This is a genomic window from Burkholderia sp. MSh2 (genome assembly GCF_000731655.1).
In the GTDB taxonomy this organism is placed as follows: domain Bacteria; phylum Pseudomonadota; class Gammaproteobacteria; order Burkholderiales; family Burkholderiaceae; genus Burkholderia; species Burkholderia paludis.
In genome coordinates, this window is the sequence record NZ_JPGM01000001.1 from 152,801 (window position 1) to 179,765 (window position 26,965).

General features: G+C 64.4%; 19 protein-coding genes. 5 read left to right on the forward strand and 14 right to left on the reverse strand.

Features of this window, described 5'->3' with window-relative positions:
• Positions 1-567: 567 nt before the first annotated feature.
• Together GQ57_RS00660 and GQ57_RS00665 are read left to right on the forward strand one after the other, a co-directional pair.
• Complete coding sequence (locus GQ57_RS00660; protein WP_034196763.1) at positions 568-1,191, forward strand: glutathione S-transferase family protein; 624 nt, start codon at positions 568-570, stop codon at positions 1,189-1,191.
• 32 nt (positions 1,192-1,223) lie between these two features.
• Positions 1,224-1,640, forward strand: a complete 417-nt coding sequence (locus GQ57_RS00665; RefSeq protein WP_034196764.1) for a gamma-glutamylcyclotransferase family protein — start codon at positions 1,224-1,226, stop codon at positions 1,638-1,640.
• 56 nt (positions 1,641-1,696) lie between these two features.
• Here the strand turns inward: GQ57_RS00665 and GQ57_RS00670 are convergent, their stop codons facing one another.
• Positions 1,697-2,686, reverse strand: a complete 990-nt coding sequence (locus tag GQ57_RS00670) for a quinone oxidoreductase family protein (RefSeq protein ID WP_034196765.1) — start codon at positions 2,684-2,686, stop codon at positions 1,697-1,699.
• 99 nt (positions 2,687-2,785) lie between these two features.
• Between GQ57_RS00670 and GQ57_RS38660 the strand changes: the two genes are divergently transcribed.
• Positions 2,786-3,715, forward strand: coding sequence for a LysR family transcriptional regulator (locus GQ57_RS38660; RefSeq protein ID WP_081896547.1), 930 nt, complete (start codon positions 2,786-2,788; stop codon positions 3,713-3,715).
• A gap of 254 nt (positions 3,716-3,969) precedes the next feature.
• Here GQ57_RS38660 and GQ57_RS41235 read toward each other — a convergent pair whose 3' ends face one another.
• The 7 genes from GQ57_RS41235 to GQ57_RS00700 form a co-directional block, all read right to left on the reverse strand.
• Entirely contained in the window at positions 3,970-4,164 is a 195-nt protein-coding gene (locus GQ57_RS41235) for a hypothetical protein (protein ID WP_152603155.1), read from the reverse strand.
• 156 nt (positions 4,165-4,320) lie between these two features.
• Positions 4,321-5,484, reverse strand: a complete 1,164-nt coding sequence (locus GQ57_RS00675; protein WP_034196766.1) for a vWA domain-containing protein — start codon at positions 5,482-5,484, stop codon at positions 4,321-4,323.
• 1 nt (position 5,485) lies between these two features.
• Positions 5,486-7,759 carry a DUF5682 family protein gene (locus GQ57_RS00680; protein WP_031396787.1) on the reverse strand — a complete coding sequence of 758 codons (2,274 nt, stop codon included), beginning with the start codon at positions 7,757-7,759 and terminating at the stop codon, positions 5,486-5,488.
• On the reverse strand, positions 7,759-8,850 hold the full coding sequence (locus tag GQ57_RS00685; protein ID WP_034196767.1) for an ATP-binding protein: 1,092 nt from the start codon (positions 8,848-8,850) through the stop codon (positions 7,759-7,761). The genes GQ57_RS00680 and GQ57_RS00685 overlap by 1 nt, the downstream gene beginning before the upstream one ends.
• Positions 8,847-10,427 (reverse strand): DUF5691 domain-containing protein, encoded by a 1,581-nt coding sequence (locus GQ57_RS00690; protein ID WP_034196768.1) that lies wholly within the window; start codon positions 10,425-10,427, stop codon positions 8,847-8,849. The genes GQ57_RS00685 and GQ57_RS00690 overlap by 4 nt, the downstream gene beginning before the upstream one ends.
• Positions 10,424-11,752 (reverse strand): SWIM zinc finger family protein, encoded by a 1,329-nt coding sequence (locus GQ57_RS00695; RefSeq protein ID WP_031396790.1) that lies wholly within the window; start codon positions 11,750-11,752, stop codon positions 10,424-10,426. Before GQ57_RS00695 ends, GQ57_RS00690 begins: the two co-directional genes overlap by 4 nt.
• Before the next feature lie 208 nt (positions 11,753-11,960).
• Complete coding sequence (locus GQ57_RS00700) at positions 11,961-13,943, reverse strand: SPFH domain-containing protein (RefSeq protein ID WP_034196769.1); 1,983 nt, start codon at positions 13,941-13,943, stop codon at positions 11,961-11,963.
• A gap of 938 nt (positions 13,944-14,881) precedes the next feature.
• Between GQ57_RS00700 and GQ57_RS00710 the strand changes: the two genes are divergently transcribed.
• On the forward strand, positions 14,882-18,694 hold the full coding sequence (locus tag GQ57_RS00710; RefSeq protein WP_052000969.1) for a M48 family metallopeptidase: 3,813 nt from the start codon (positions 14,882-14,884) through the stop codon (positions 18,692-18,694).
• A gap of 258 nt (positions 18,695-18,952) precedes the next feature.
• On the opposite strand, the gene GQ57_RS00715 is transcribed toward GQ57_RS00710, so the two are convergent.
• Positions 18,953-19,156: a hypothetical protein gene (locus GQ57_RS00715; protein ID WP_034196770.1), complete on the reverse strand. Its 204-nt coding sequence runs from the start codon at positions 19,154-19,156 to the stop codon at positions 18,953-18,955.
• A 33-nt stretch (positions 19,157-19,189) separates the two neighbouring features.
• Between GQ57_RS00715 and GQ57_RS00720 the strand changes: the two genes are divergently transcribed.
• On the forward strand, positions 19,190-19,777 hold the full coding sequence (locus GQ57_RS00720) for an IMPACT family protein (RefSeq protein ID WP_034196771.1): 588 nt from the start codon (positions 19,190-19,192) through the stop codon (positions 19,775-19,777).
• 277 nt (positions 19,778-20,054) lie between these two features.
• Here GQ57_RS00720 and ppk2 read toward each other — a convergent pair whose 3' ends face one another.
• The 5 genes from ppk2 to GQ57_RS00745 form a co-directional block, all read right to left on the reverse strand.
• Positions 20,055-21,005, reverse strand: a complete 951-nt coding sequence (gene ppk2, locus GQ57_RS00725) for a polyphosphate kinase 2 (protein ID WP_031396794.1) — start codon at positions 21,003-21,005, stop codon at positions 20,055-20,057.
• Positions 21,006-21,092: 87 nt separating this feature from the next.
• Positions 21,093-22,469 (reverse strand): OmpW/AlkL family protein, encoded by a 1,377-nt coding sequence (locus tag GQ57_RS00730; RefSeq protein WP_034196772.1) that lies wholly within the window; start codon positions 22,467-22,469, stop codon positions 21,093-21,095.
• Positions 22,470-22,473: 4 nt separating this feature from the next.
• On the reverse strand, positions 22,474-23,769 hold the full coding sequence (locus GQ57_RS00735) for an HlyD family efflux transporter periplasmic adaptor subunit (RefSeq protein ID WP_031396796.1): 1,296 nt from the start codon (positions 23,767-23,769) through the stop codon (positions 22,474-22,476).
• A gap of 12 nt (positions 23,770-23,781) precedes the next feature.
• The gene (locus GQ57_RS00740; protein WP_031396797.1) at positions 23,782-24,786 is read right to left on the reverse strand and encodes a hypothetical protein; all 1,005 of its coding nucleotides are present in this window, start codon (positions 24,784-24,786) and stop codon (positions 23,782-23,784) included.
• A complete protein-coding gene (locus GQ57_RS00745; RefSeq protein ID WP_031396798.1) occupies positions 24,783-26,903 on the reverse strand; it encodes a peptidase domain-containing ABC transporter in 2,121 nt (706 codons plus the stop codon). Before GQ57_RS00745 ends, GQ57_RS00740 begins: the two co-directional genes overlap by 4 nt.
• Positions 26,904-26,965: the final 62 nt, after the last annotated feature.

The window sequence follows — 26,965 nt, forward strand, 5'->3', positions numbered from 1 at the left end:
CAATCTGCGATAGAAAAGGGGTGATTCCAATGCGTTTCATGTTATCGGCACGGAAACCAATTTTCTTGAACCTGCTGAAGCGGCCAGGCGGCCAATTGCACTTTAGCGCCGTACTGTCTGCGCAAAAGGCCGATGATTGGTTCGGCGAAGCCCATGCATAGCCCCAAAGGACGGGCGTGCCTGCAATCCATCGGGGATACTGCAATGCGAATGGCTGATGTCGGAGCCGACGGCGACGCTCGAACTCCCTGTCAATTTGATCGTCGAACGTCGCCGCATGGCCGAATACAGCCGGATGCATCGCGCATAACCTAAGGCGTCAACGCAGCGCGTCGACCGACGAAATGCTACCTCCGCGATCACGAAGCCAGTGGAAGCTGGTTCGCAACCCGACAGCAACATAGTCCCGCCACAGGTGCGCTGGCCTGGCCCGGTGAGTGGCATCGGAACTGTACCTGTCGGGCAGTACGACCGATAGATACACTGGATTGATCAATCTATACAGCGTAACTGAGTGGCCTGATTCGCTGCGTCGTTCTGATCAACCACGAACATTCTGTCATCAACATGCTGCAGATACTGGGGAAGGCCTCTTCCATCAACGTGCGCAAGGTACTCTGGACCTGCGCCGAACTGGATCTTTTGTTCACGCGTGAAGACTGGGGGGTGGGTTTCCAGTCCACCGACACGCCCGAGTTTCTGGCGCTCAACCCTAACGCGATGGTGCCTGTGATTCGCGATGGAGATTTCGTGCTCTGGGAGTCCAACACGATCATTCGCTATCTCGCCAACCGCGAAAACGCTACCCACCTTTACCCAACGTCAGCGCTGGCCCGCGCTCGCGTAGACCAATGGATGGACTGGCAGGCGACCGATTTGAACAAGTCGTGGAGTTACGCGTTCCTGGCGCTAATCCGGCGTCTTCCGGATTACCAGGATCCGGAACAGATCGCGAAGTCGTGCACCGCCTGGCGCAGACACATGACAATCATCGAGCGACAACTGGAAAAGACCGGGGGCTTCATCGCCGGAGCGTCGTTCACGATGGCCGACATCCCTATCGGACTCTCCGTTAACCGCTGGCTCGAAACGCCAGTGGCGCACGAAGGCTTCCCTGCCACGCTGGCGTACATGGAACGCATGTGCGAGCGCTCAGGCTACGCAGAGCACTGTCGCAACGGAACCCCGTGAATACCACGAACCTCTCTCACGTGGCGCCCACGATGGAACGACTTGTCGACATATTTTTCTATGGCCTGCACATGGATGGCGCCAACCTCGCAGCAAAGGGGGTACATCCACGGCAGCCTCGCATCGGGCGCATACTCGATCACCGTGTCGTGGTGGCGACGAAGGCCATCCTGATTTGCGCTCCGGGTGAGGTGGCCGAAGGGATGATCTACGCGCTCACGCACTGCGAGATCGATCGACTCTATGACGGGCTCGACGACTACCGCGCCGAAGCGTACATCGCGCGCATCGATGACCCGGACGGCGAAGTGTCGCTGCTCGTTCCGACTTTGGCCATGGTGCATGTCGCTCCGCGCATCGATGGCGCCATCGAGCCGGACTACATAGCCCGACTCCATACCATACTCACGTCGTTGGGACTATCAACTTCTCACTTACCCCGGATATAAGTCGGCGCTGCCACGAACCCGGTCTCGTATGAAGTCGCCGGTCTGCACATAGAGCATCAGGGGCGCAATATGATCGAGCCGTTTGCTTTGCCCGTTTCCAGCCGACGCTGCGCTTCGCCTGCTTCGGCCAGCGGTAGCACGGCTCCGATCTGCGCTCTCAGACCGCTTCGCACGCGTTGGAATGTAGCCAGCCCCGCTTCGCGGTATCGCAACGGATCGGCAATGTAGCGGAACACGCTCGGACGCGAAAGTGCAATCGAACGTGCGGGACCGAGCAGAGACAGATCGATTGGCCCGGGATCACCGTCGACCTGGCCGACGCTGGCGACCATTCCAAATGGGCGCACGGTGCCGAGCGTCTCGATGAACGTCTTGCCCCCGATGCCGTCGATGGCGTAATCAACGCCACGACCATCTGTCAGTGCGTGGACGGCAGTGGTGAGGTTCTGTTCGCGGTAGAGAATCGCATCGTCCAGACCAAACTCTTTCGCGAGTTCCGCCTTTGCTTTCGAACCAACGGTGCCGATGACACGCGCGCCTAGCGCTTTGGCCCATTGTGTCACGACGAGTCCGAGTCCGCCGGCAGCGGCCTGGATCAGCACCGTGTCGCCGGGCTTGATGGTGTAGACGCAGGAAGACAGCATATGTGTGGTGATGCCCCGCAGCAGCAGGCTGGCAGCCGTGTCATCGTCGATGTCATCTGGCAAGGGGAGAACGCGAGCCGCAGCAATATTGCGCGCGCTGGTATAGCTGCCGACCGGCGGACCGGCGTAGGCGACGCGCTGGCCAATGTACAGCGATTCGACGCCTTCGCCGATGGCGTCGATGATGCCTGTGGCTTCGACGCCCAGCACGGCGGGAAGTGCTGGCAGCGGGTAGAGGCCCGTGCGGTGATAGATATCGACAAAATTGACGCCGATAGCTGTCTGGCGGATGCGCACGTCGCCGGGTGCGGGCGCTGGGAGCATGGTCTCGTGCAGTTTTAGCGTCGAAGCGTCACCGTGCCGTGCAATGGCGAGTTCGACAGCAGGTAGCGGCGACGTCATCGGTATGGCAATGGAAGGCATGTTTTCCTCATGATGTGTTATCTGGCAAGTTCATGGTGCACTGAGAGGAAGCCCGGTTCAATTCCGCATAGATCGACAATGAGTGTGCAAAAAAACACAGGTAGCGCTCTGCTGGAAGGCTCTCGCCTGCAATGGGACGACATCCGGTATTTCCTCGAACTCACGCGAACCAGAAGTCTCTCGGGTGCGGCGCGTAAGCTCTGCGTCGAGCATTCAACGGTTGCCCGCAGGGTCGGAGCGCTGGAGCAGTCACTGGGACTTAGACTGTTTGATCGTCTGCCGAAGGGCTGGACGCTTACCCTGGAGGGAGAAACCCTCGCCCGGCATGCGACATGCCTCGACGAAGAAGCGCACGCGTTTTCCCGCGCGGCCGCTGGCATATCGTCGTTGAGCGGCACGGTGCGGCTGTCTGAGCCGCCTGTGCTGGCGAGCCATCTTCTGGTGCCGCGTCTGTCCGAAATGCGTGCCCAATGGCCGAACATCGATCTCGAGGTGATGGGGGAGTCACGTGATGCGAGTCTGTCTCGCGGCGAGGCGGATCTGGCGATTCGCATGTCCAGGCCTACCACTTCAGGCCTGGCCGCGCGACGCGTCGGCGAAATGGGTTATGGCCTTTACGCTGCGACCGGGTATCGAGAACGGTCGGAGTCGGAATGGGAATTCCTGGGCTATGACGAGCATCTCAGTCAGGTGCCGCAGCAACGCTGGCTCAAACAGTTCGCCGGAGATAGACGATTCGTATTCCGAAGCAACGACCTCTCCGCCCTATTTCATGCAGCCAAAGCTGGGTTAGGAGTGGCGGTGCTTCCGTGTTTTTTGGCCGAACAGGATCCGGCGCTTCTACGGATATCAAATCACGCCTGTCCGATCACCCGACCGTTGTGGCTATTGATGCATCCGGACGTAAGACGCTCACCCCGCGTGCGGTTGATTGCCGAGATGGTTGCCGATGTAATTGGCAAAACATCAGGGTTGTCGTCTGGTATTTCGGCGTCAGTGACAGAATAGCCGCCCGTAGTACGCGTCGGCGCGCGCCTGTACATCAATGTTCGCCGGGGGTGGGACGGGCGGCGGAATTCGCCATACGTATCTGTCGTTGGGAAAGCCGGGAAGCGAGCGGCGGCCGAACTGAGACAGACGATCTGACGCTCCCTGTCTGGTCTAGTCCAGCCTTATACACATTACGCGCTTCCACTCGCGACTCATGAGTTTCTCGCTCTCCACTACTGACGTCCGCGAATTCGAGACCCACAAGAACACGCTCAACAAATCATTAGCCATCCTACATTAAAACGATAGACAGTCGTCTCGCTTCGCATGACAAACGCGTGGTAGACGACGCCCGGCAGGCAGGCGCCCCCGTCACGATCGCCATTCCCGTAACGAGCCAGCGCAAGCGCCATGTAATGCTCCAGCGACGACGAACGCACCGTCTCCGTTGACAGCGGCAGCAACATCCCTTTCATCAGCTCCGACCGGCCACCTCATCGCATCGCGCTTCGTCTCGTCCGGTTTCCTTTCTCGCGTCAGTTCGCCCCACCTTGCGACCGAGACCCGGCGCCCGCTGGGAAAATCCTGTCCCCGCGTGCGCCCCTGATTGCCTCGACGCCTTCCTAGCCATCCGTGCGATTCGTCACAAAACCCTGTTGAGCAGCCCAAAGCGCAATGTCCTGCTTCTGGATTGCAGCCGCCATCAATTCCGGAAACCTGTCGGGTGTACAGGCAAAGGCGGGAATGCCAAGCGCGGCGAAGCGGGCCGCATTGTGGTGATCGTAGCCAGGTGCGCCATTGTCTGCCAGTGCGAGCAGGCAGATGACGTTGACGCCGGCCACCTTGAGCGCTGCCGCGCGTTGCAACATCTCTTGTTGATTGCCGCCTTCGTACAGATCGGTGATCAACACGAGAATGGTTTGCTCCGGACGGTTGATGACCTGCTGACAGTAGCCTAACGCGCGATTGATGTCGGTGCCGCCGCCCAGTTGCACGCCGAACAGCAGATCGACCGGGTCGCCCGCTTCGTCGGTCAAATCGACGACATTGGTATCGAACACGACCATGCGGGTACGGACCGCCCGCAGTGACGCCATGACGGCGGCAAACACCCCGGCGTAGACCACCGATGCAGCCATCGATCCGCTCTGATCCACACAGAGAACCACGTCGCGCAGCGCCGACCGTTTTCGTGCATAGCCCACCAGCTTTTCCGCAATCACCGTCCGCTGTTCGGGCAGGTAGCGCGACAGGTTCGCGCGGATGGTGCGATGCCAATCGATTTCATTCAGGCGCGGCCTGTGATTGCGTTCCGCACGATTGAGGCTGCCGCGTATCGCCTGGCGCATCGGCTCGGCCAGCCTGCGCTCCAGTTCATCGACCACGCGCCGCACGACCCTTCGCGCGGTCTCCCGCGTCTTGGCCGGCATCACACGTGACAACGACATCAGGCTCGCAACCAGATGAACATCCGGTTCCACCGACTCGAGCAGTTCCGGTTCCAGCAGCATCTTGCGCAGGTTCAAACGCTCCAGGGCGTCCTGCTGCATGACCTGTACGACGGACGTTGGAAAAAATTCGCGAATATCGCCCAGCCAACGCGCAACATTCGGACTGCTGGCGCCAAGATTGCCCTGGCGATCGCTGTCATACAGCGCTGCAAGGGCATTGTCGGCACGGATGAGTTCCGTGGGCAACGTCGTACCGCAGCTTTCCTGGGCATCGCTGCCCAGAACCAGGCGCCAGCGCTGCATGCGGTCGGTTTCGAGATCCGTGTTGACGCTCATGTCATTTCCCCAGGATGGCGGCAAGCACCGGCAGCACGCGGGCCGCCCGTGCATGGTCGAGTTCGACGACAGCGGCCGCCGCCATGGCGGGCGTGTCGAGTCGCCGAACCTTGCCGCCCATTTCACGCCGCTCGGCAGCGTGGAAATCAGCGAACGCGCGGCGCAGCAAAGGCAGACGGTCAAGGAAGACGTCGTGCGGAAGGCCGGCAAGCCACGTATCGATGACGCGCCAGAGTGCGTCTTGCTGCAGCAGCAAAAGCCCGCTTCCGCGCAGGAGTCCGGTCAGCCAGCCGGTAGAGTCCGCCGGCGGAACGGCGGCGGCAAGTGCAAGGCCCGCCTGGCGTGCGAGTTCCTCGGTATCGATGCGTTGACGGTCGAACGCCAGACGCAGTGCGAAGCCACGCACGACGGGAGCGACGGCGTCGTCCGCAGTCAGATTGACCAGGCAGTCGAGCCAGTCGTCGCGCAATGTCGCAATGTCCAGCGTATCGAGCGCGCCCTGCACGCCGTCGAGATGCGCCAGCATCCCGGTGGCGGCAGCTTCGTCGATACAGCTTGCGGCTGCCGCAAGCCCGACGACGATACGCTCAACCAGCCCTTCGACGATGGGTTCCAGATCCGTGCCGGTGGTTCCTCGCACGTCACCATATCGGACCACGCGCGCCAGCGGCGGCAACGCGGTCATCAGATGCGCCAGGTCGGCCGCGACGGCCGCCTGCGTCTGTACACAGGCAAGCAGAACGTCGATAGCGACAGGAAGTCGCGCAAGCACGGCCTGGTCGAGCATTCCGGTGAGTTGCGGCAATTCCGCGCCCGCGCGTGCGCGTTCGCACAGGCGGTGCGTTGCGGCATCCTCGATCGTATTGCCGTAGCGGCTGGTCGCAATCAGTGCGACAACCATGTCAGGCTGCCAGCGCAATTCCCACGTCTCGCGGAAGGTGCCGGTACGATTGTTGTCTCGCAGCAGGCTGCCCCAGGCAACGTCAAGCAGATTGAGGCGATGCAGCAGCACGCTGCGCTGTCGACCGCCGTCTTCACGTAGATCCAGATCGATCTGCCTGATCTCGGTCGTGGGCTTGAAGCGCAGGCGCTTTTGGCATGCGTCGAGATCCCGCTGCAGCGGTGCCGCCAGCACGGATTCCGGCACCGATCCCAGTTGTTCACCGATTTCGAGCTTGCGACGGATCAAGGACAGCGTCTCCGCCTGACCGTGACAGAGTACGGTCATCATCGCCTCGCGCTGCTCGGCAAGCCCGGGCAGCGGCAAATCTCGCATCGCGGCAAGCGCATCGGCCAGACGTACGGTTTCGATCACGCTGGCGGACGACACATCCAACCCTTCCGCGCGCATCATGCGTGCGCATTCGGTGACCCAACGCAAGCCCGCTGAGTCCGGGTTTTGCCACAGGTGACGATACCAACCCGGTGATTCGACACCGGCACCGTATCCACCGACATAGCTCAGACGGTCGTCGCTCCACGGCACCCAGGTTGCTTCCGTCCGGGTCTTGGGCAAGCCCTTCAGAAGCGCCGTGTCGTCCTTGATCCTGGCCGCCTGCGTCAATGCCGGAATGTGCCAGGCGCCGCATACGACCGCGATGCTCTGATAGCCGGCCTTTTGCGCCTCGCGTACCCGCATGCGCATGTGAGCTTCACGTCGCGCTTCGCGCGGCGGGGGCGCCGGGGCGTGCTCGCGCAGCGCGACCATCGCCTCCTCAATGGCCGCAAACAGCTCTCCGGCGTCGCGACGCTGTTCGACTTCGACTTCCCACCACGATTCGTGATCGTCGTAGCCCGCGGCTCGGGACAGTTCACCGATCGGGTCCATGCGCCAGGCCGGCGGCAATGCGTCGTCCGGCTTCTCCGGTGACGGACACGCCCCCTCTTCCGCATCGGCATCGATGGCGATATCACCGGCCGTCGACGCCCCTTCGGCAGCCGCCTCTTGCGCAAGGGATTCGGCAAAACCATGCGTGGCGGGCAGATCCATGAACCACAGCGGCACGTTGTGAGTCGTCGCATGACGAATCGCCTGCCACTCCGGAGAAAACTCGGCAAACGGGTAAAACGCGCCCAGCCGCGGCGCTTCGCTCGGGTAGACGAGCAATGCCACGGGAGGCCGCATGGCGGCGTCACCCGCCAACGCGACAATGGCGTCCGCTTCCGGCGGCCCTTCAAGCAACACGACGTCAGGTTGTTGTGCCGCAAGTGCGGCATTCAGCGCCCGCGCGCAACCGGGGCCATGGTGACGGATACCGTAGTATCGAACCGCCATCAGACCACTTCCATGCAAGCGCGATAAAAATCCTTCCAGTCGTCGCGCTCCTTTACAACCGTCTTGAGGTATTCCATCCAGACCAGCTTGTCCTGCACCGGGTCCTTGACAATCGCGCCCGTCAGGCCCGCTGCCAGATCGGCGGCACGCAACACGCCGTCGCTGTAGTAGCCCGCCACGGCCATACCGTGGCCCAGCACCGAAATCGCTTCAGCCGTCGAAAGCGTGCCGCTGGGCGTCTTGAGTTTGGTCTTGCCGTCCTCGGTCAAGCCGTTACGCAATTCGCGGAACACGGCAACGACACGGCGAACTTCCTCCAGCGCCGGCTTCTCGGCCGGCAACGCCAGCGCCTGGCCCAGTTCGGCGACGCGGCGGCTGACGATTGCGACCTCCTCGTCGAATGTCTCCGGGGTGGGCAAGATCACCGTGTTGAAACGGCGCATCAAGGCCGACGACATCTCGTTGACGCCACGGTCGCGATTGTTCGCCGTCGCTATCACGTTGAAACCGCGCTGTGCCTGCACCTCGATGCCGAGTTCCGGCACCGGCAGAGTCTTTTCCGACAGGAGGGTAATCAGCGTGTCCTGCACCTCGCTCGGCACACGCGTCATCTCTTCCAGCCGCGCCAGCTTGCCACCTCGCATCGCGTTGAGCATCGGACTGGGAACCAGGGCTTGCTCCGACGGCCCCTCCGACAACAGGCGTGCGTAGTTCCAACCGTAACGTAACGCCGTCTCGTCGGTTCCGGCCGTCCCCTGAATCAGCAACGTGGAATCGCCACTGATCGCTGCCGCGAGATGTTCCGATACCCAGCTCTTCGCCGTACCCGGCACCCCGTAGAGCAGCAGCGCACGATCGGTCGCAAGCGTCGCGACGGCAATCTCGATCAGTCGGCCGCTGCCGATGTACTTCGGCGTGACCTCGAAGCCATTGTCGAGCTTGCCGCCCAGCATGTAAGTCCTGACCGCCCACGGCGACAGCTTCCAGTTCGCCGGGCGAGTACGCTTGTCATGGCGTGCCAGTTCCGCGAGTTCTTCGGCATACTGCGTTTCGGCGTGCTGGCGCAGCACGGTACTGAGGTTGTCGCTCACAGCGGCATCTCCTTGATCACGGTTTGTTTGGCTTGCATGAGCGCGACGATTTCACGCGCCTGCTCCAGCATGCGAGGTTGGCCGGCGAAGACGTTTCCAAGCCAGCCGGCATACAGTTCCACGACAGGTGACAGAAGGGCCAGGTCGGCATCGGCCGCACGCAATATGGCCAACCTTGCCAGACCTGCCAGGTCATAACGCAGCATCAAGTCCGCCGGTTTTCGGCTTTGTTTGGCGTCCGAGAAAAAAGTGCGCGCGAAGGTGCGGACGACCTCGGTCGGCCATGGCGCATCCAGCCGGCGAGCGAATGCGTTAGCCCGCTCGACTTCGCCCAGCGCAAGTTGGCGGCACAGTTCGCTTTCGCAAACGACGGGAAGCGAGGCATCCCACAAGGCGGGGATCAGCCCGCCCAGAAGAGGCGATGGCTTGTCGCTACCCAGTGCAAATCGCAGGAACGCCGCCGCCCAAGCGGGATCGCCCGCACGACACGCAGCGGTCGCACACCCGGACAGCAACGAATCGGCCCAGTCGTTGCCCGCCATCAGTGGAATCAGCACTTCCGCTTCGCTGCTCGCCGCCTCGCTCCAGCGCGCGGGCGGAATGAGCGACAGCACCTGGCGCAACCATGACGCACGCTTGCCCTCCCCGTGATTCGCCCCATCGACGATGCCATCGCGCGCCCAGTCTTTCGGTAGTTCGCTCGGGATCTCGACGGTCAATACCGGATCGCCGTGCTTGCCCAGGAAGGAGGCGAACCTGGCGACGGCGCCGCTGGCAGGCGTTGCCGCTTGCCAGCGCACACAGGCATCGGCCCGCGCCGTCATGCGGCGCATGAAGGCAGAGCCCGGCAATCGCGCCAGCAGGTCGGCCGCCGTCATGCGTACCGTTTGCGCACGATCGTCGAGCAGGCTTTCGAGAAATGGCTCATCGTCGATGCCGAGATTGGCTGCCATCGCGTTGACGAGTTGTTGACGCGGATCCGCCTTCTCCTTTGGCAAGACACCGGCCAGCATGTCACGCGCCCTGGCCGCGTCGATGCTACGCAGCCCGCGTAGCGCTTCGACGCGCGCAGCTATCCCACCCTCTTCCCATATCCGCAGCAACGCGGCTTCATCCCGACTGGAAGGCGCAAGCTGCTTCAACCGCTCATCCCAGCCCGGGTTCTGTGACGCGAGCCATCGGCCACGCCCGCCGAGGACGCCATGCCAATATGGGAGCGCCGTGGTTTTGCCGAGCACGTCCGGCAATAGCGCCGGCGGCAGCCGATAGCCAGCCTGCGCGACGCGCGGCGCCAGCCATTCGCTCAGTCCGGGTATCTCGTCCGCGATGGCGGACGCGATCAACGGCGTGAGCACCGCAGGCGTTTCCCGTTCGACCTCGTCCGGCGCGGGGACGGGCAATTTCGCCGTACGGGGCAGACGTCCGGCTCCGCTGTAAACAGCAAGGCTACCGGCCTGCAACAACAGGCGCTGCTCCCGGCTCCCCTCCGGCAACAACGCATCGATCTCTGCCAGAGTGGACGCGTCGTGAGGCGCGTTGGCCGTTCCGACGAGCGCGGTACGAACGAGATCCTTCATCGCGCACCTCCCGCCAGACTTTGATAGCGTCCATCGACATACATGCCCAGAGGGCGAATCGCGTCACCATCCCACTCCACGGCGACCGGCCGAGGGCGGCCGCCGGCAATCGCCAGCCAGGTCCAATGGTTGTCGCCCTGCACAGGCAGCCCATGCCCGCTCGGGGCGACGGCATGCCACGCACCGTCGGCGTAAACCGGCACGGCTGCGTCGAGTACGGTTGCAATGCGATCGCGCCAGGGGTTCGCCATCAGCGCATTCGCGGCGGCCTCGAGCAGCCCCATCTGATCCTGAGCGTGCGAGAAAGCAAGGGGCGACGGCAACGGCGTCGCGGTACCTTTGAGGATCGCGCGCCGCGATCCGCTCCCGGGCCAGAAGGCCAGCTCACCGTCAAATGCCGTGCCGGGCAGCCACGTCGCGGGAAACGACTGATTACCGACGGCAAACTGCATGAACAGCGCATATCGACCGCTCGCCTCTCCGGAGAGCCAGGTCCGCTGTATCCGCACACGGTCGTCGGCGTCGACAACCTGTCCGATCACATGCCAGCGATCGCGCAACACGTCGCCGCCGGCCAGCACGTCTTCTTCGCGCACGCTAAAGCCGATCAATTGCCGCAACTGCTGCTGCAAATCGACCGTGAGATGATCGATTCGCTCGTAGGCACGCACTGCCAACGCAAGGCGACCGAGTTCGGCGAGCAATTGTTCCGGCCAATCGTCACGGCTTCCTGGAAGCTCTGCCAACGCACGTACACGTGCAGCCAGGCCGGTTGCCTGCGCATCGACCAGCCGTGCAGCCATCTGTTCCCAAAATGCGGGGCCCTGCGCCGGCAGTCGCGCCAGGCCGTTGCGTACGAGGTCCTCGAGCCAGACTTGCAATCCAGCCATCCCGTCGAGCACGCGATTTTCGCGCTTCTCGGCTCTCTTTCGCTGCGCGGCCTCATCGACTGGCGCTTCGGCCTTGACGGTCGCGCGCGCCTCCTTTCTGGCGGCATGGTTCGCGCGCTTCTCCAGCCATTCGCCGACCCACTCGGGCTCGTCGGCAATGGCGACGGCATCGGGCTGGTTGGCGCTCAGGATCAACAAGCCCAGCGCGTGTTTACAGGGGAATTTGAAGCTTGGGCACGAGCACTTGCTCGCGAAATCGGCAAGGTCCACACGGACCTGATAGGGATTCTTGCCGCTCCCTTGACACTCTCCCCATACCACGCGGGCATTGCGCCCAAGCATCGGCCACTGCTTCGGCTGCGCCAGCTTCTTGCCATTCGCGGCCGAGCTGCTATCCGGCGCCAACGCCAACACCTGTTGTTCGGTAAGCTGCATATACGTGACTTTGATTACCCACTACGGAAATGACCGAAGGCACTGCGCTGAATTACCTGCAGCAGAGCATCTTTAATGCATGGAGACGGGGGAATCGTACCGGGCAAGCAAACATCACACGCTACCCTTGCCTCCTCAAGATCGTGTCGCGCTTCGCTTCGAATCGAAGGTCCGTGCAGCCGCCGGGACGCTTCCGATAACGGCCGCGTCACGCCTGTCGCCCATCGGAACTACTCGCGCCGCCGCCCTGCACGCCCCCTCTCGCGCGTGACTCCGACAACTCCATCGCCTTGAGCGAACTCATCAGCGCCATCAACGTCGAGAATGCATTTCCGTCGGCGCCGCCGCCGAGCTGGATCTGCGGGACAAGCGGCACTTTGGCGGTTTCGAATGCCTCGGCCAGCCGCAGCATGACCGTTTGCATCAGTTGCTTGTCGGACCCCTCGCCCTGCAAGGCTTCCGACTTCGCCTTGATCGCAGCCGCTTCCGCCTCGCCCACGGATCGAATGGCCGACGCCCGGCCAGACCCCTCCATTTCCTGCTTGAACTTCTCGGCGTGAGCCAGCGCCTCGATTTCCTGCCGGCGCTTCTCGGCGGCCTTCACGCTGGCGGACCCCTGGTTTTCCTTGATGCTGATGTCCACGAGCGACCCGGTCAGCTCTTTTTGCTTCGCCGCGCGCTGTTCCGCTTCGTTCAACTCGCGCTGCTTGTCGGCAGCGATCTGCTTCTGCGCAAACGTCTCGACTTGCTCGCGTGCGATCTGCCGATCCCTCAGCTGGGCCATGATGCTCTCGATCTGCGCGTCGCCTGCCTGGGCTTTTGGCGTACCGATCAACACTTCCTCAAATTCCAGCGAATACGCCTGGAAACGCACGCGCATGTCGTTCGATGCATTGAACTGCAATTCGCTGCGTGACTGGATCAGTTCGATGAACGTCTTGGTCTGCGAGACGTTCTTGAAGTACGAGGACACCATTGGATCGAGCGTCTGCTCCACCAGTTGCTCGATATTGCCGAACCGCTGCACCACCATCGGCGCCTTGCGATAGTCGATATGCACGACGACCGATAACGGCAGCAGCGGCTCGAACGCATCCTTCGTGATCAACGTGATTTCTCGCAGGTTCGAATCGAAGCTCGACCCGCTTTCGCCGGATTTCCACATCAGCACGAAGTTCGTCGTCGGCACCAACTCGATCTTGCCGGCATAGGTGTTGAACGCGTACTTGCCCGGCATCAGCGGCGCGCGCCATACGCCGCGGCAACCGTTCTCCACCAGTTCACCATGACTGTAGTCGCTGCCGGAAAGATCGTTGCCGCGGCGGCCCGTATAGGAAACGACCACGCCCACGAAGCCAACCGGAATAACCGTCTTGCGAATGAACTCGACCGTCGCGAACAAGCGATTGATGTACCAGGTGCCCTCAACCAGAACACGCTCCTGCCGCCCGCGGTGACCGCCTGCCGCCAGGAACTTCTCGGGCTCCTGATATGAATTGTGGACGTCGCCGACATCGGGGGCGAGCAACTCGTCCTTTGGCAGGGCCGGGCCATCCTGCACGGTCACGATCGCCAGAAGATCGGAGTCGTGCTCACCCTCGGCGCCCTTGATGACTACGGGCGAGAAACCGCCGCGCTCGTCGAGCAGCTCGCGCATCTTTTCGTAATAGGCCTTCTCCTGGGAGTTGAGCGACAACGAATATGTCGCCTCCTCGGTCATCACGACGAATAGCGCAGGATTGACAATGTGCGTGCCTTCGCGCAATACCTTGCGTTGCGGTCCCTTCTCGCCTTCCTTTTCGATAAAGGCGCGCACGTCCCGGAAGTCGTCCACCTCCGAATTGTCGGCAAGCGTTTGCCCGGCAGGCAGATCGCGCCCGTCACGCGCGAACACGTATCCGATCTTGCCCTGTGTCACGGAGACCATCGGATGGATATGAACCCGGTACTGGAACGGCGTGAAGAAGTGAAAACCGCCTCGCAGCAGTTCCGGCTGGAAACCGGCCTCGCCCTGCAACGCCAGCAATCCCGTCTTGACGGAACCGCTCAGGCTCCACAGCTTTTCCACCACGCCGACGCGATCGTTCGGGATGTAGCGGATGACCCCGGACACCCACAACAGCGCCGCAATCGCCAGCAGCACCGCCACGCCCAGCGCCGCCGATCCCCCCGCCTGCAGAAAATGATCCATATTCTTCGTTCCTTGTTTTCACCGGCCTTACCTGCTGCCATCCGCATTCTGATCGAACGGCACGAGCCCCGGCCCGTCGACAGAAGTGTTGTTTACCCGATCAAGCTGGCATTGTGAAACTCCGTCACCTCCCGCGCGCACGGTCGGGCCGGGCTCCGGTGCGCCATGAGCCGTTTCAGCTTCGTGTTCTCCGCTTCGAGCCGGCGTAATCGACGCAAATCAGAAGGCCCCGGTCACCCGAATCTATTCTTCCGGTTGTAGACAGTCGCCTCGATCATTCCGGGCTTTTGACAAATCGCTGGGACCTTCGCTCCCGAATCGGCTCGCTGCAGCGCAAATGCGATCCGCTCTTCCGCAAACTGGTTCGTCTTCATGGCATGGTCTTCGTATCTATCCAGTCGAACACATCATGGCAAATTTCTCAACTTTTGAACCGGACTATTTCCTGGGTCGGTGGCACTGAGGATAAATCCCCTTTCATTCACACCGGATAGAGTGGTCTCAATCGACGACATCGACGCGTTTCGCGCGGCTTACCATCGCAAGGTCACGACTGACGATCCGATTTTGAACGAAACTGAATCGGCCCAACTGGCGGCACTGGCGCCGGACACATTCTGTTCAAGGCGCGATTCAACCAGGTACACGGCTTCGCCTTCCCTGGGACCATCGAAGATAAACGCAACAACAAGGGAGTTGGTGGGCTAGACTGACGAACCCCATGATCCGCGCTACCGCACCCGATTCATGGGGAATATGGCCGGCGATCGGCAATATGACGATCCGACAGATTTGCAGCCCGTCATTTCCGGATGAATGTCGCGAGCGCCAAAATGACACGAAAAACAAGCGAGTGCAGTAATTCCCGTTCGCGAGTGAATTCCACTAACACGCATTTCGGCCTCTCTCTTCAATCACCGCCAGAGACACCATCCGCCATGGAAAACCACTATCCCGCCGGCCCGGCGGACGTACCCGCCGGTTTTACGCGCCCCAGCCCTTCATACAAACGCAAGGCCTGGCTGGCGGTGGCCGGACTGATCACGTTCATCGTGCTGTACCTCGCGCTGACCGTCTGGTTCGCCTGGACAGGCGTCAGCCGGCTGCTGGCGCTCGGTGTGCATTGGAGTCCGCTCGACGTCCTGGTCTGCGCGTGCAGCCTGTTCCTGACCGTGTTCCTCATCAAGGCGCTGTTCTTCATCAAGAAGGGAGACTATGCGGGCGCGATCGAACTCGAGCGCGCGGAGCAGCCGGGCCTGTTCGCGTTCCTCGACCAGGTCGCGGACGATGCCGGCGCGCCGCGCCCGCACAAGGTGTTCGTGAGCGGGCGCGTCAATGCGGCGGTGTTCTACGATCTGTCGCTCGTCAACCTGGTCTTTCCTTCGCGCAAAAATCTGGAGATCGGCCTGGGGCTGGTCAACATGCTCAACCTGAGCGAATTCAAGGCGGTCTGCGCACACGAGTTCGGGCATTTTGCGCAACGCTCGATGGCGCTCGGCCGCTGGGTGTACACCACCCAGCAGATCGCCGCGCATATCGTCGGCAAGCGCGACGCGCTCGACGGCTTCCTGCGACAGCTGTCGCACTTCGACATTCGCGTCGCGTGGATCGGTTGGGGCTTGAGCCTCATCGTGTGGGCGCTGCGTTCGATCGTCGATACCGGATTCCGGCTGGTGATGATCGTTCAGCGGGCCCTGTCGCGTGAAATGGAAATGCAGGCCGACCTGGTGGCCGTGTCGCTCACCGGCAGCGATGCGCTGATCCACGCGCTGCACCGGTTGCAGGTAGCCGACGACGCCTGGGAGCGCGCCGTGGGCTTCGTGCGCAGCGAGGCCGCCGCCGAACGCCCGCCGCGCGACGTCTTCGTCGTGCAGCAGGCCATCGCAACCCGGCTCGGGCAGATCTACAACGATCCGGCTTACGGGCAGCGGCCGCAGGTGCCCGTCACCGATGCCGCGGCGTTCCGCGTCTTCAAGGCGGAACTCGCCCAGCCGCCGCGCATGTGGGCAACCCATCCGCAGAACCACGAGCGCGAAGAGAACGCGAAGCGGACCTACCTCGCATCGCCGGAAGACACGCGCAGCGCGTGGACGCTCTTCGAAGACGCGCCAGCCTTGCGCGAACGCATGACCCGCGAGGTGATCGGCGACACCGAACTTGCCGCGGTCGAACCGGACGTCACGTTGCAGCGCCTTGACGACCAGTTCGCGATCGAACCACTCAAGGCCCACTATCGCGGTATCTATCTGGGTTTTCCGACGACGCGCCATGCCGCCCGTGCCGACGAGTTGTACGCCACGGTGCCGGCCAGCGGCACGCTCGATCCCGACACGCTCTATCCGGCGTCGATCAGCCAGGATCTGGAGGCGTTGCGCGCGCTGGACCACGAACATGCACTACTGCGCTCGCTGCGAGACGGTGTGTACACCGCCGCCGACGGCGTGATCCGGCACCGCGGGCGCATCCTCAAGCACAGCGAACTGCAGCCGGCGATCGATTCGGTCGCAGCGGAGCGCACCGAGATCCGCGCACGCCTGGCCGCGCTGCTCAAGCAGGTGCGAAGCCTGCACCAGGCACACGCGGGCCAATTGTCGACACAATGGCAAGCCTATCTGAAGGGGCTGCTGCACGTCCTTCATTACGCACACCACGCCGAGGCCGAGCTGCGCGATGCGCAATCCGCCCTCGCCCGCAGCTGGCAACGCGTGAGCGCGAGCGGATCGGTCAACGCGCGCGGAATCAAGGTCGTGCTGGCCAGCGCGGAAACCGTACAGCACGCGCTCGTCGATGTGTTTGGCTCGACAGACGACGTCCAGCCTGGCGAGCGCGTGCTGGCCGAACTGGGCTGCGAGAGCTGGTCGGCCATGCTGGGCACGCTGGGCCTGCACCATCCGGTGCGGGAAAACATCGGCGATTGGCTGCGCGTCTCGGACAGCTGGGTCAATCATGCCGCCGGTTGCCTGTCGAGCCTCGGGCGCGTCGTCCTCGGCGAATTGTTGCAGGCCGAGGCGAGCATCGCGGCAGCCACGCGCGGCGAGCCGCTGCCCGATGCGCCGGCCGGCATCCCTGCCGCGCCCCCCGCGTACACCACGCTCGTCGTCGATACCGAGCGGTTCCAACGGATCGAGAATCCCGACTTCTGGGAGCGCTTCCGCTCGGCCAACGGGTTTCTGCCGGGGTTGGCGCGCGCCGGCGTGGCCGTCGGCATCGTTGGCGCGGTGCTGGTGTTCGGCTGGTCGCTCGACGAATCGACCGTCACGGTCTACAACCCGCTGGCACGAACGGTGGTGGTCTCCGTCGACGGCAAAAAGGTCACGCTCGCACCCGGCGCCCATGCCAGCATCGACGCTCACGCCGGACGTGAAATCGCCGTCACGGCGCGCACGCAGGACGGCGATCCGATCGACGCATTCCAGACCTCGATCGATCGCGCCGACAATCGCATCGTCTATACCGTCGCGGGCGCCGCGCCGCTGCGTCAGTGGTCGGCCGTCTATGGCGCGGCCAGCGCGGAACCGCCGCGCTGGTTGCCGCCGCGGCGTTGGCAGCCGGCCATCACGGACGTGGTGTTTGCCGCGCCGCCCGCCAGCATCGAGACGAAGGGCGGCGGCGGTATCCGCACCGTCCTCGACAGCGGTGACGACATGGCGCCGGCCGAACTCGTCGAGCAGTTCAACGACAACACCGCCGCTGCGCCGATGCTGCTGTCCCATGTCCGTTTCGACGCCCCCGATAGCGCCCGCCTGAGCGACTGGCTGCAGTTGGCCAGCACCGTTCCCGGTTTCGACGACGCGCTCGCCGCCCGCCGAGCACGCTTTCCGATCGACGTCGTGACCATGCGGTTCGAGCAGGTCGCGGCCAGGGACAGCGCGGCACGCGCTGCCGTGTGCGCGCGGCAGCGGGCGCAGGCCGACGCCGCGCCGGATCAGCCCGACCTCGCGTACCTCGTCACGCGGTGCATGCCGACCGGCCCCGCTCAGGATGCCGCGTTCGATGCCGGACACCGGCGCTGGCCGGATTCCGCATGGTTCGCCAATGCAGCCGGCTGGAATGCCGGCATCCAGGGACGCTACCGCGACGCGGTGACCGACTACGAAACGGCATTGGCAGGCAGCCCCACGCTGCGTGAGTATGCGGCAGTCGAATTGCTGCGCATGGCGCGCCTGGTCGATCCGGAGGCCGCCCGATCCCGCGCCGCATCGGTGGCCGCACAATCCGCCACGGTACGCGGACTGATGATGTACGAACCCGGCGACACACCGCCTGCCGGCGCATATCAGCCGCTTGCGCTGCTCGCCCGCGGCCGGCTGGACGATGCGGTGGCGGCTTCCGCCGGCACGCCCGCTCAGGCCCATGTGCTGCGGATGGCGGCCGCCTCGTCCGGGGCTTCTGCGGCGTTGCGCACGCAGGCGCAGCGCCTCGCGGCGAACGACGGCATCGACCAGTACACGGCGATACTGGCGCTTGCGATGGGATCCCCTGCCAGCACACCGGCCGTTCAGGCACGCCTGTCGACGCTCGCGACACAATACGAGATCCCCGACCTGTCGGCCCGCCTGAACCGCTTCCTCGCGCTGGCTCGCCATGGCGACGTCACGGAAGCCGTCCGCGAACTCGATGGCATGCCCGTACTGTTGCGGGCGCAGGCGCTGGTCGCCGGCATCTACGTGATGCAGGATCATGCGCCCGAAGCGTGGCGCACCTTTGCGCGGCGCGCACTGTTCGCCGCCGAACGGCCGTATTTGGGTTAGGAAATGCAGGCAGGACGAGGTCGCCGCGACGCCATGAAGACGCGTATCGGGAATGGCTCCCGGGGTACGGGCGTCGTCAGCGACATCCCGTGCAAGCCCGCCCCGGGTGCCTGACCAGACAAGACGCGGCCACGGCACCGACCCATGCTTCACCGGCCGGCCGCCAGTCCATATGCACCGGGGAGTTTTCAAGGTCGGCTGGCCGGCCTGAAGGGACTGGCTACGTTTTGAGCAACGGAACAGGCTGGATGTGAAGCGTCAAAAGTTCGTCTGCGTCCTGCCTGCGCGACATCGAAATGCTCCGACGCGTACCACTGTAAAATCCTCCCCCTTCATCCCGGTCAGCCAATGCAGGCACACTGCAGGCGTAATGCAGGCGTAATGCAGGCGTAATGCAGGCAAATTGTGCGCCTGAGCATCCATCTCGATCAGCATCGAGCCGAGCAGGCCAAACAGGAACATCTTGATTTTTATACCCTTATCGCGGCCAGGATCATGAGTTACTCGCTCGCCACCACTTACACCCGCGAACTCGAGATCCGCAAGAGCCGCTTCATCGCGTTCGCGATCCCCGTCGAAGGCCGCGACGCCGCGATGCAGGTGCTGCAGCGCCTGCGCGACGAACATCCGGCGGCCACGCACGTGTGCTGGGCCTTGCTGGCGGGCGGGCAATCGGGCATGTCGGACGACGGCGAGCCTTCGGGCACCGCGGGCCGGCCGATCCTGGAAGTGTTGCGCCATCACGATCTCGACGGCGTGCTCGGCGCGGTCGTGCGTTACTACGGCGGCGTGAAGCTCGGCGCGGGCGGGCTGGTGCGCGCGTATACGGATGCCATCGCATCGACGCTGCTCGACGCCGAACGCGTCGAGCGCGTGCGTTACACGCGGCTTGCGATCGAGATCGGCTATCCCGACGAAGCACGCGTGCGCCGGTGGATCGAACAGGCGGGCCATGAACTGGCGGACAGTGCGTACGGGATGACCGTGAAACTCGTGATCAAGCTGCCGGAGGCCGTCGAGGCCGCGGCGAGAACCGAACTGTTCGACCTGACGCAGGGGCGATCGGGCTTTCCCGATCTGTGACGAACGGCAACCGCCCGGTGCGATGCCGGCATGCGAGCCCGTGAGCGGCTGCGCGCCTGCCGCGCGTGCAGTCTCCGGGCAGGGTTACGGCTATCAAGCGAAATTGTTCACTGTCGGCGTGACATAACGCACCGGGGCAAGCGGCGCGACATGGCGCCGACCTGGCCGCCCCTGTGCGTCGATCGCCGGGCGGAGCCGCGCCGAACTTCCGGCCCGGAAATGACGCGCGCCGCGTTGCACGGCGCGCCCTTCATCGCATCGATGCCGCCCCGGCCGCTCAGTAGACGTCCGGCACGATCATGTTGTCCGGCACCGGCCGGCGAATGTAATCCTCGTGATGCTCGCGCTGCGGCAGGTCGATCGTCGCGCGCGGCACGTCGTGATACGGCACCTGCTGCAACAGATGGTGAATGCAGTTCAACCGCGCGCGTTTCTTGTCGACGGCCTGCACGACCCACCACGGCGCTTCCGGAATATGCGTGCGCAGCAGCATCTCTTCCTTCGCGGCCGTATAGGCTTCCCAGCGGCGGCGGCTCTCGAGATCCATCGGGCTCAGCTTCCATTGCTTGAGCGGATCCTCGATCCGGCTCTGGAAGCGTGTCTCCTGCTCGTGATCGGTGATCGAGAACCAGTACTTGACGATCTGGACCCCGCTGCGCACCAGCATCTTCTCGAATTCGGGCACCGAGCGGAAAAACTCCTCGTACTCGTCGTCGGTGCAGAAATTCATCACGCGCTCGACGCCCGCGCGGTTGTACCAGCTGCGGTCGAACAGCACGATCTCGCCGCCGGCCGGCAGGTGCGCGACGTAGCGCTGGAAATACCATTGCGTGCGCTCGCGATTGTTCGGCGCGGGCAATGCCGCGACCCGGCACACGCGCGGGTTCAGCCGCTGCGTGATGCGCTTGATCGCGCCGCCCTTGCCGGCCGCGTCGCGCCCTTCGAAAATGACGACGAGCCGATGGCCGGTGGCCACCACCCAGTCCTGCAGCTTCACGAGCTCGCCCTGCAGACGGAACAGTTCGCGGAAGTACGCCTTGCGTGCCTCGCGGCGCTCCGGCGAGAACAGCAGATCCTCGTCGCTGTCGAAGCGGCGATCGTCGAGCTCCATCTCGAGCTCTTCGTCGTACGCGTCGACGAGATCTTCCTCGAAGCGGCGCTGGCGCGCATCCATCGATGCGCTATCGGTGGGGTTGTCGGTCTCGGTGCGGGTATCGTTGTCGCCCATGGGGCCTCCTTCCATCGTTGACGCAGCCAAACTCCACCATTATCCCAGTGTCGCGCGTCAAATTCATGAAAAAAGGGCCCGCGCCCGTCAGAAGCGAAACGCGAGCAGCACGCTCGCCAGCACGGGGTTCGCCGAAATATCGAAGGTATTCGACGCGAGCTGGCGGTTCGGCTGGTCGATGTCCAGCGTAATCTTCGTACGTAACGGGATATACGTGACCATTCCGGTGATCCACACCTGGCGCGTGATCTGGTAGCTCGCGCCGACGGTAAACACCGGCTCCCACACGCTTTTGACCTTCGCCGATACGCTGGTCTTCCCCGACAGCAGCAGATCGCCGCCGGCATCCCAGATGCGCTGGAACAGCGTCGGGTCGAGCAGCAGCGACTGCAGGCTGCCGATGTCCGAGCCCGCCGCGAGCAGCCCGCCGAGCGACGCGAGCTTGCGCTGGAACACCGGATTCAGGTTCGTGTTCGTGAAGCGCGTATAGCTGAGGCCGATACCCGCGAACGGGCGGAAACGGTCGTCGCGCTCGCCGAGGTAGTACTTGAACACGACGGACCCGAGCCACGCGCGCGTGGTCGCGAGCGGGTTGCTTTGCGTGTTCGCGAGATCGATCAGCGGAAAACGCCCCTGGACGCCGGGAAAAACGCGGTCGAGCGGCAGCGCGATGCTGCCGCGCCCGCGCAGCGTCAGCACCGGCGGAATGCCCGCGCCGAGTTCGGCCGCCCAGTTCTCCGTGAGAAAGTGGGTAAATGTGAACGCCAGCGTATTCGTATTGCCGAGCGACAGGCTCGAGCCCGGGTTCTGGAAGCTGTTCAGCCCGAGCGCGCCGGTCTGGGTCGTCACGGGGGTCGAGCGGCCGGTCGTCGCGACGAAATGCCAGCCGAGGCCGACCATGTTGCGGTCGTCGCCCATCAGTTGCTGCAGCAGGGGCGGCGCCTGGGCGGCCGGCAGGTCGGGCAGCCGCGACGGGTCGACCGGATGCAGCTCGTACGGCATCCGGTCGGCATGGACGACGTCGCGCGACGGCGCGTCGTCCGGCGCGCCCTGGCCGGCGGCCGGGTCGCAGTTGGCGGGATCGTTACCGTCGAAACCGATGCCGTCGGCGCCATCGTCGCGGGATGCCGCGCACCGGCGCGCCGCGTCGCCGGTGCGCTGCCCGAGCGTGATCTTGCGCGCGGTCAGCGGCACGGCGGCCGGTTGCGCCCCGTCGGCCGGGCCGGCACGCGCGGGCTCGTCTCCGGACGCCCACGCACTGCCATCGAACCCGTCGGCGTCGCCGCCCGGCCAGAAGCCGATCCCGTCGGCGCCGGCCTGCCAGCGGGGCCCGGCCTCGCCGGCCGGCTGCGGCGCGCCGTGCGCGGCGGCCGCGCAGGCGATCAGCGTCATGCCGAGCCAGCGTGACAGCGGGCGAGCGGCGCCCGGCCGCGCCCGGCGGCGGTACGTGTCGCGACCCGTCATCGGCTCAGGCCGGCACGCCGAACAGGCGCCGGCGGATCCGGTACAGCGGTTCGAACAGCCATTCGAGCAGGCTGCGCCGCTCCAGCACGATGTCGGCCTTCAGCATCATCCCGGCCCGCAACGACAGCGGCCGCCCCTCGAACGCGGGCGTGCGGTCGGCCAGTTCGACCCAGGTCTTGAAATAGGTCTGCGGCGTGGCGGCGTCGACCGGCAGGTTCAGCTCCTTCGCCGAAAACGCGACGGGCGAGATCGACAGCACCTTGCCGCGATACGTGCCGAACTTCTCGACCGGATAGCTTGCGTACGCAACCTTCACCTCCTGCCCCTTCTTCACGAAACCGGCCTTCGACGACGGAATGTAGACCTCGGCGATCAGCCCGTCCGCCTTCGCGGGCAGGATCTCGACGACGCGCGTGCCCGGCGGGTCGATCACGCCGCCCTGCACGACGTCGAGCCGCACGATCTGCCCGTCGGCCGGTGCGTACAGCACCTGGTTCACGTTCTCGTCGATGTTGTATTCCTTCGCGTTCAGCTCCTCCTGCTTGATCTTCAGTTCCGCGTTCGCGCCGTCGTACTTGCTCTGCATCGTGTCGAGATCGCCGCGCAGCTGCATCGCGTTCTTCGCGAGCTCGGCGCGGCGCAGCAGCAGGTCCTGGTACGCCTGCCCGGCCTGCAGGTACTGCGTGTTGACCTGGTTGTACTGTTCGAGCGTCACGACCTGCTCGTCGAGCAGCTGCTTCACGCGCGCGCGCCGTTCGCCGTACTCGTCGACGATGCGCTTCTGGTCCTGGATCTGCCGGTCGATCAGCCCGCGGCTCTCGCCCTGCGCGGCGATCTGCTGGTTGACCTGCTGCACCGACGACCGGTATTCCAGGCGCGCCGCGTCGATCTGCTGCGTCACCTCGACGCGCTGCCGGTCGAGCGCCGCGCGCATGCCCTGCACGTTGTTCGCCTGGCTGACGAAGCTCGTGTCGCGCGCCACCGCCAGCAGCCGCTGGCCGGCCTTCACGTACTGGTCCTTGCCGACGTAGATGTCGCGCACGGCCCAGCCCGGCGGCGCACTGACGCCGATCAGCCCCGAGCGCGGCGTCAGCATGCCCGACACGCTCTCGGTATTCGCGTAGCTCAGCCGGACGAGCGCGATCACGAACATCGCGAACATCGTCAGCGACAGGTAGCAGAAGAACCGCATCGATACCGGCACGTCGACGACGCCGTGGATCACGGTGCCGAAGGTCGTGCCGCGCGCGAGCTTGCGCGACGGCTTCTGTTCTCGAAGGGCGGAGTTCCAGGTCGGCATGGGGCGGGCTCGTCAGGAGCGACGCCGCGCGGCCGCATCGAGCAGCGGCGTCGGCATCAGGTAAGGCGTGAAGTGTTCCCAGAAGTGCCATTGCTCGGGCTGGCGCACCAGCGCCTGTTCGAGACGGTCGACGATGCGCTGGTGCGTCGCGCGCACCGGCGACGCATCGTCGTCCGCGCCGAGCATCGGCGCGAGCGGGCCGCCCGCAAGCTCGGTGAAATGCACGGTGCAGCGATCGCGGAACGGCACGCCCGTCGCATACGCGACGAGCAGCGGAATCCCCTGCTCGACCGCGAGCTTCACGCCGCCGCCGGCCATCCGCACCCAGCGCCCGCCGAGCCGGCAGCGGTTGGTCTTGCCGAACTTGCCGTGCAGGTCCGAGAACAGCAGGAACACGGGCGCCTCGCGCCGCAGGCTCGTGATCAGCCGTCGCAGGTGCACGCGCTCCTCGATGTCGATGAAATCGACTTCGCCCGCGCCGTATTCGGCGACGAGCCGCAGCGCGTCGTCGAAGAACGCACCGGGCGCGTCGCGGTGCAGGATCACCATCAGCTTGCGGTCGTCGGGAATCATGAAGCGCAGCTTCGTGACGAACAGCATCAGGTTGCCGAAGTGCAGCCCCGCGAGCATCAGCGGGCCGCCTCGCGCGAGCGCCGCGCGCAGTTGCGCGTCGCCCTCGCACGCCATCCCGTCGATCATCGACTTCATCGATGCGAGGCTGTGCGTGCGCAGCTTGAGCCCCGCGAACTCGGCCTCGAACAGTTCGCGCACGATCGCCGCCGAAACGTCCCGCACGCGGCGCGGATCGTCGTTCAGGTGTGCGCTCAGCATGTACGCGACCGCGCGTTCGATCGATTCGCGAATGCACGGAAAGCAGCGCAGGCACGCGCCCGAGCACCAGCGCATCAGCCGCAGCCCGCGCGCGGGCGACGTGCGCAGCGCGACGGCGCGCACGACGCGGCGCACCAGGAACGCGTACGAGAACGGATTGAGCAGGAAGAGTCGCCCGAGCATCACTGCGTCTCCCCGACCGTGCGCCATTCGTCGGTCGCATCGGTCAATACGCCGTCGTGCATCCGGTAGATCCGGTCGACCCTCGACAGGATCGACGCGTCGTGCGTGACCAGCACGATCGTGCACGGCAGCGTGAGCACGTTGCGGCAGATCTCGTGCGTCGTCGCCTGGTCGAGGTTCGACGAAAACTCGTCGAGGATCAGCAGGCGCGGCTCGCAATACAGCGCCCGCGCGATCAGCAGGCGCTGCATCTGGCCGGCCGACAGGAATTTCTGCGTATCGCCGAGCGGCGTGTCGTAACGATGGTCGAGCTGCTCGATCTCGTCGTGGATGCATGCGAGCTTCGCCGCATCGAACATCGCGCCGATGCGCGGCGCGGGCGCGAAGTTCGTGATGTTGTCGCGGATCGTGCCGCGAAACAGCTGGTCCGATTGCGTGACGGCCGCCAGATGCTTGCGGTACTGCCGCAGGTTCACGTCCGCGAGATCGACGCCGCCGACGAACAGCGTGCCGGGTTCGGGCCGCACCAGGCCGCAGATCAGGTTCAGCAGCGTCGTCTTGCCGCTGCCGGTGCGGCCGACGATCGCGATCTTGCCGCCCGCGGGCACGTCGAGCGCGATGTCGCGCAGGATCGGGCGGTTGCCGCCCTTCGGCGTGTACGACAGCGCGCGAATCGACAGCGCGCCGTCGAACCCGTCGACCGGCCGCACGACGGCGTCCGGCGCGGGCTCCTCGGTTTCGGTCTGCAGCACGTCCGCGACGCGGTCCATGTGCACCTGCAGCACCTTGCGGCGCACATAGAGCTGGATCGAATCGATGAACTTGTCCGCGAACAGGTTCTTGTACTGGATGAACGCATAGATCACGCCGATCGTGCTCTGGCCGTGCATCACGAGCCATGCGCCGTAGGTGACGATCACGAGCTGCTCGACGTGCACGATCCCCTTCGAGATCGAATCGAACATCAACTGCAGCCGCTCCTGCTGGCGCATCGCCTGCAGCTTCTGCGTGAACGCGTTGACCCACAGGCTGCTGCGCGCGGTCTCCGCCGACAGCAGCTTGATCGAATGGGCGGAACGGATGTTTTCGATCAGCAGCGCATCGGCCTCGGCGCCGCGCGTGAGGATCTGCGACATCGCGTCCTGGAGCTGCGGCTGGATCGCGAGCCGGCTCAGCGCGAACAGCACCATCCCGGCCAGGCTGATGCCCGCCAGCACGGGGCTGTAGTACAGCATCAGCACGAGCGTCAGCGTACAGGTGACGAGATTGAGCAGGCCGCCGACCAGCCCGTCGACGAGAAACCGCCCGACCTCCGACACCGACGACACCCGCGAGATCGAATCGCCGGTGTTGTGGAACAGGAAATAGCCGATCGGCAACCGGGCAAGGTGCCCGACCATGTTCGCGGACAACTGCTGCGACACGATATTGCGAAGGTAGCTCTTGATGTTGCCGACGAGGTTCGCGTACAGCGTGTCGAACAGGAACACGATCGCGAACAGGATCGTCAGCAGGTACAGGATGTCGACGTCGGTTTTCTTCAGCGCCTCGTCGATCGTCAGTTGCACGTACGACGGCCCGAGCAGCAGCAGGAGCTGCGCGGCGACGCCGCCCGCGATGCCGATCGCCAGGCTCTTGCGGATGCCCGTCAGCCCTTCGAGGTAGTCGCGCAGCCGGATCCGGTCGGCCTGGCCCGCGCGCGTGAAGCCGATGTCCGGATTCAGTTCGAGCGCGTAGCCGGTGATGTGCGTGAGCGCCTGCGCGAGCGGCAGCTTCGTCTCGCCGAGCGCGGGATCGACGATGTGCACGCTGCCGTAGCCGACCTTCGTCAGCACGACATAGTGGTTCATCCCCCAGTGCAGGATGCACGGCGTCTTGAGCGCGTCGAGCTCGCCCGCGTCGAACTGCAGCCCGCGGGCACGCAGGCCGAGATCGTTCGCGATCTCCATCAGGTCGAAGAACGACAGCCCGGAATCGATCCGGACCGGATAGCGGTTGCGCAGCGTGCGCAACGTCGTTTCGCGCCCGTGCCACGACGCGATCATCGCGAGGCAGGCCAGGCCGCACTCCGTCACCTCGTCCTGCAGGACCGGACGGACTTTACGCGTATTGAAGAGCATGGTCGGGCACCCGGGGCGCGACGACGCGCCGCCCGGGCCTGGCCGTGCGGGCCCGCGGCAGG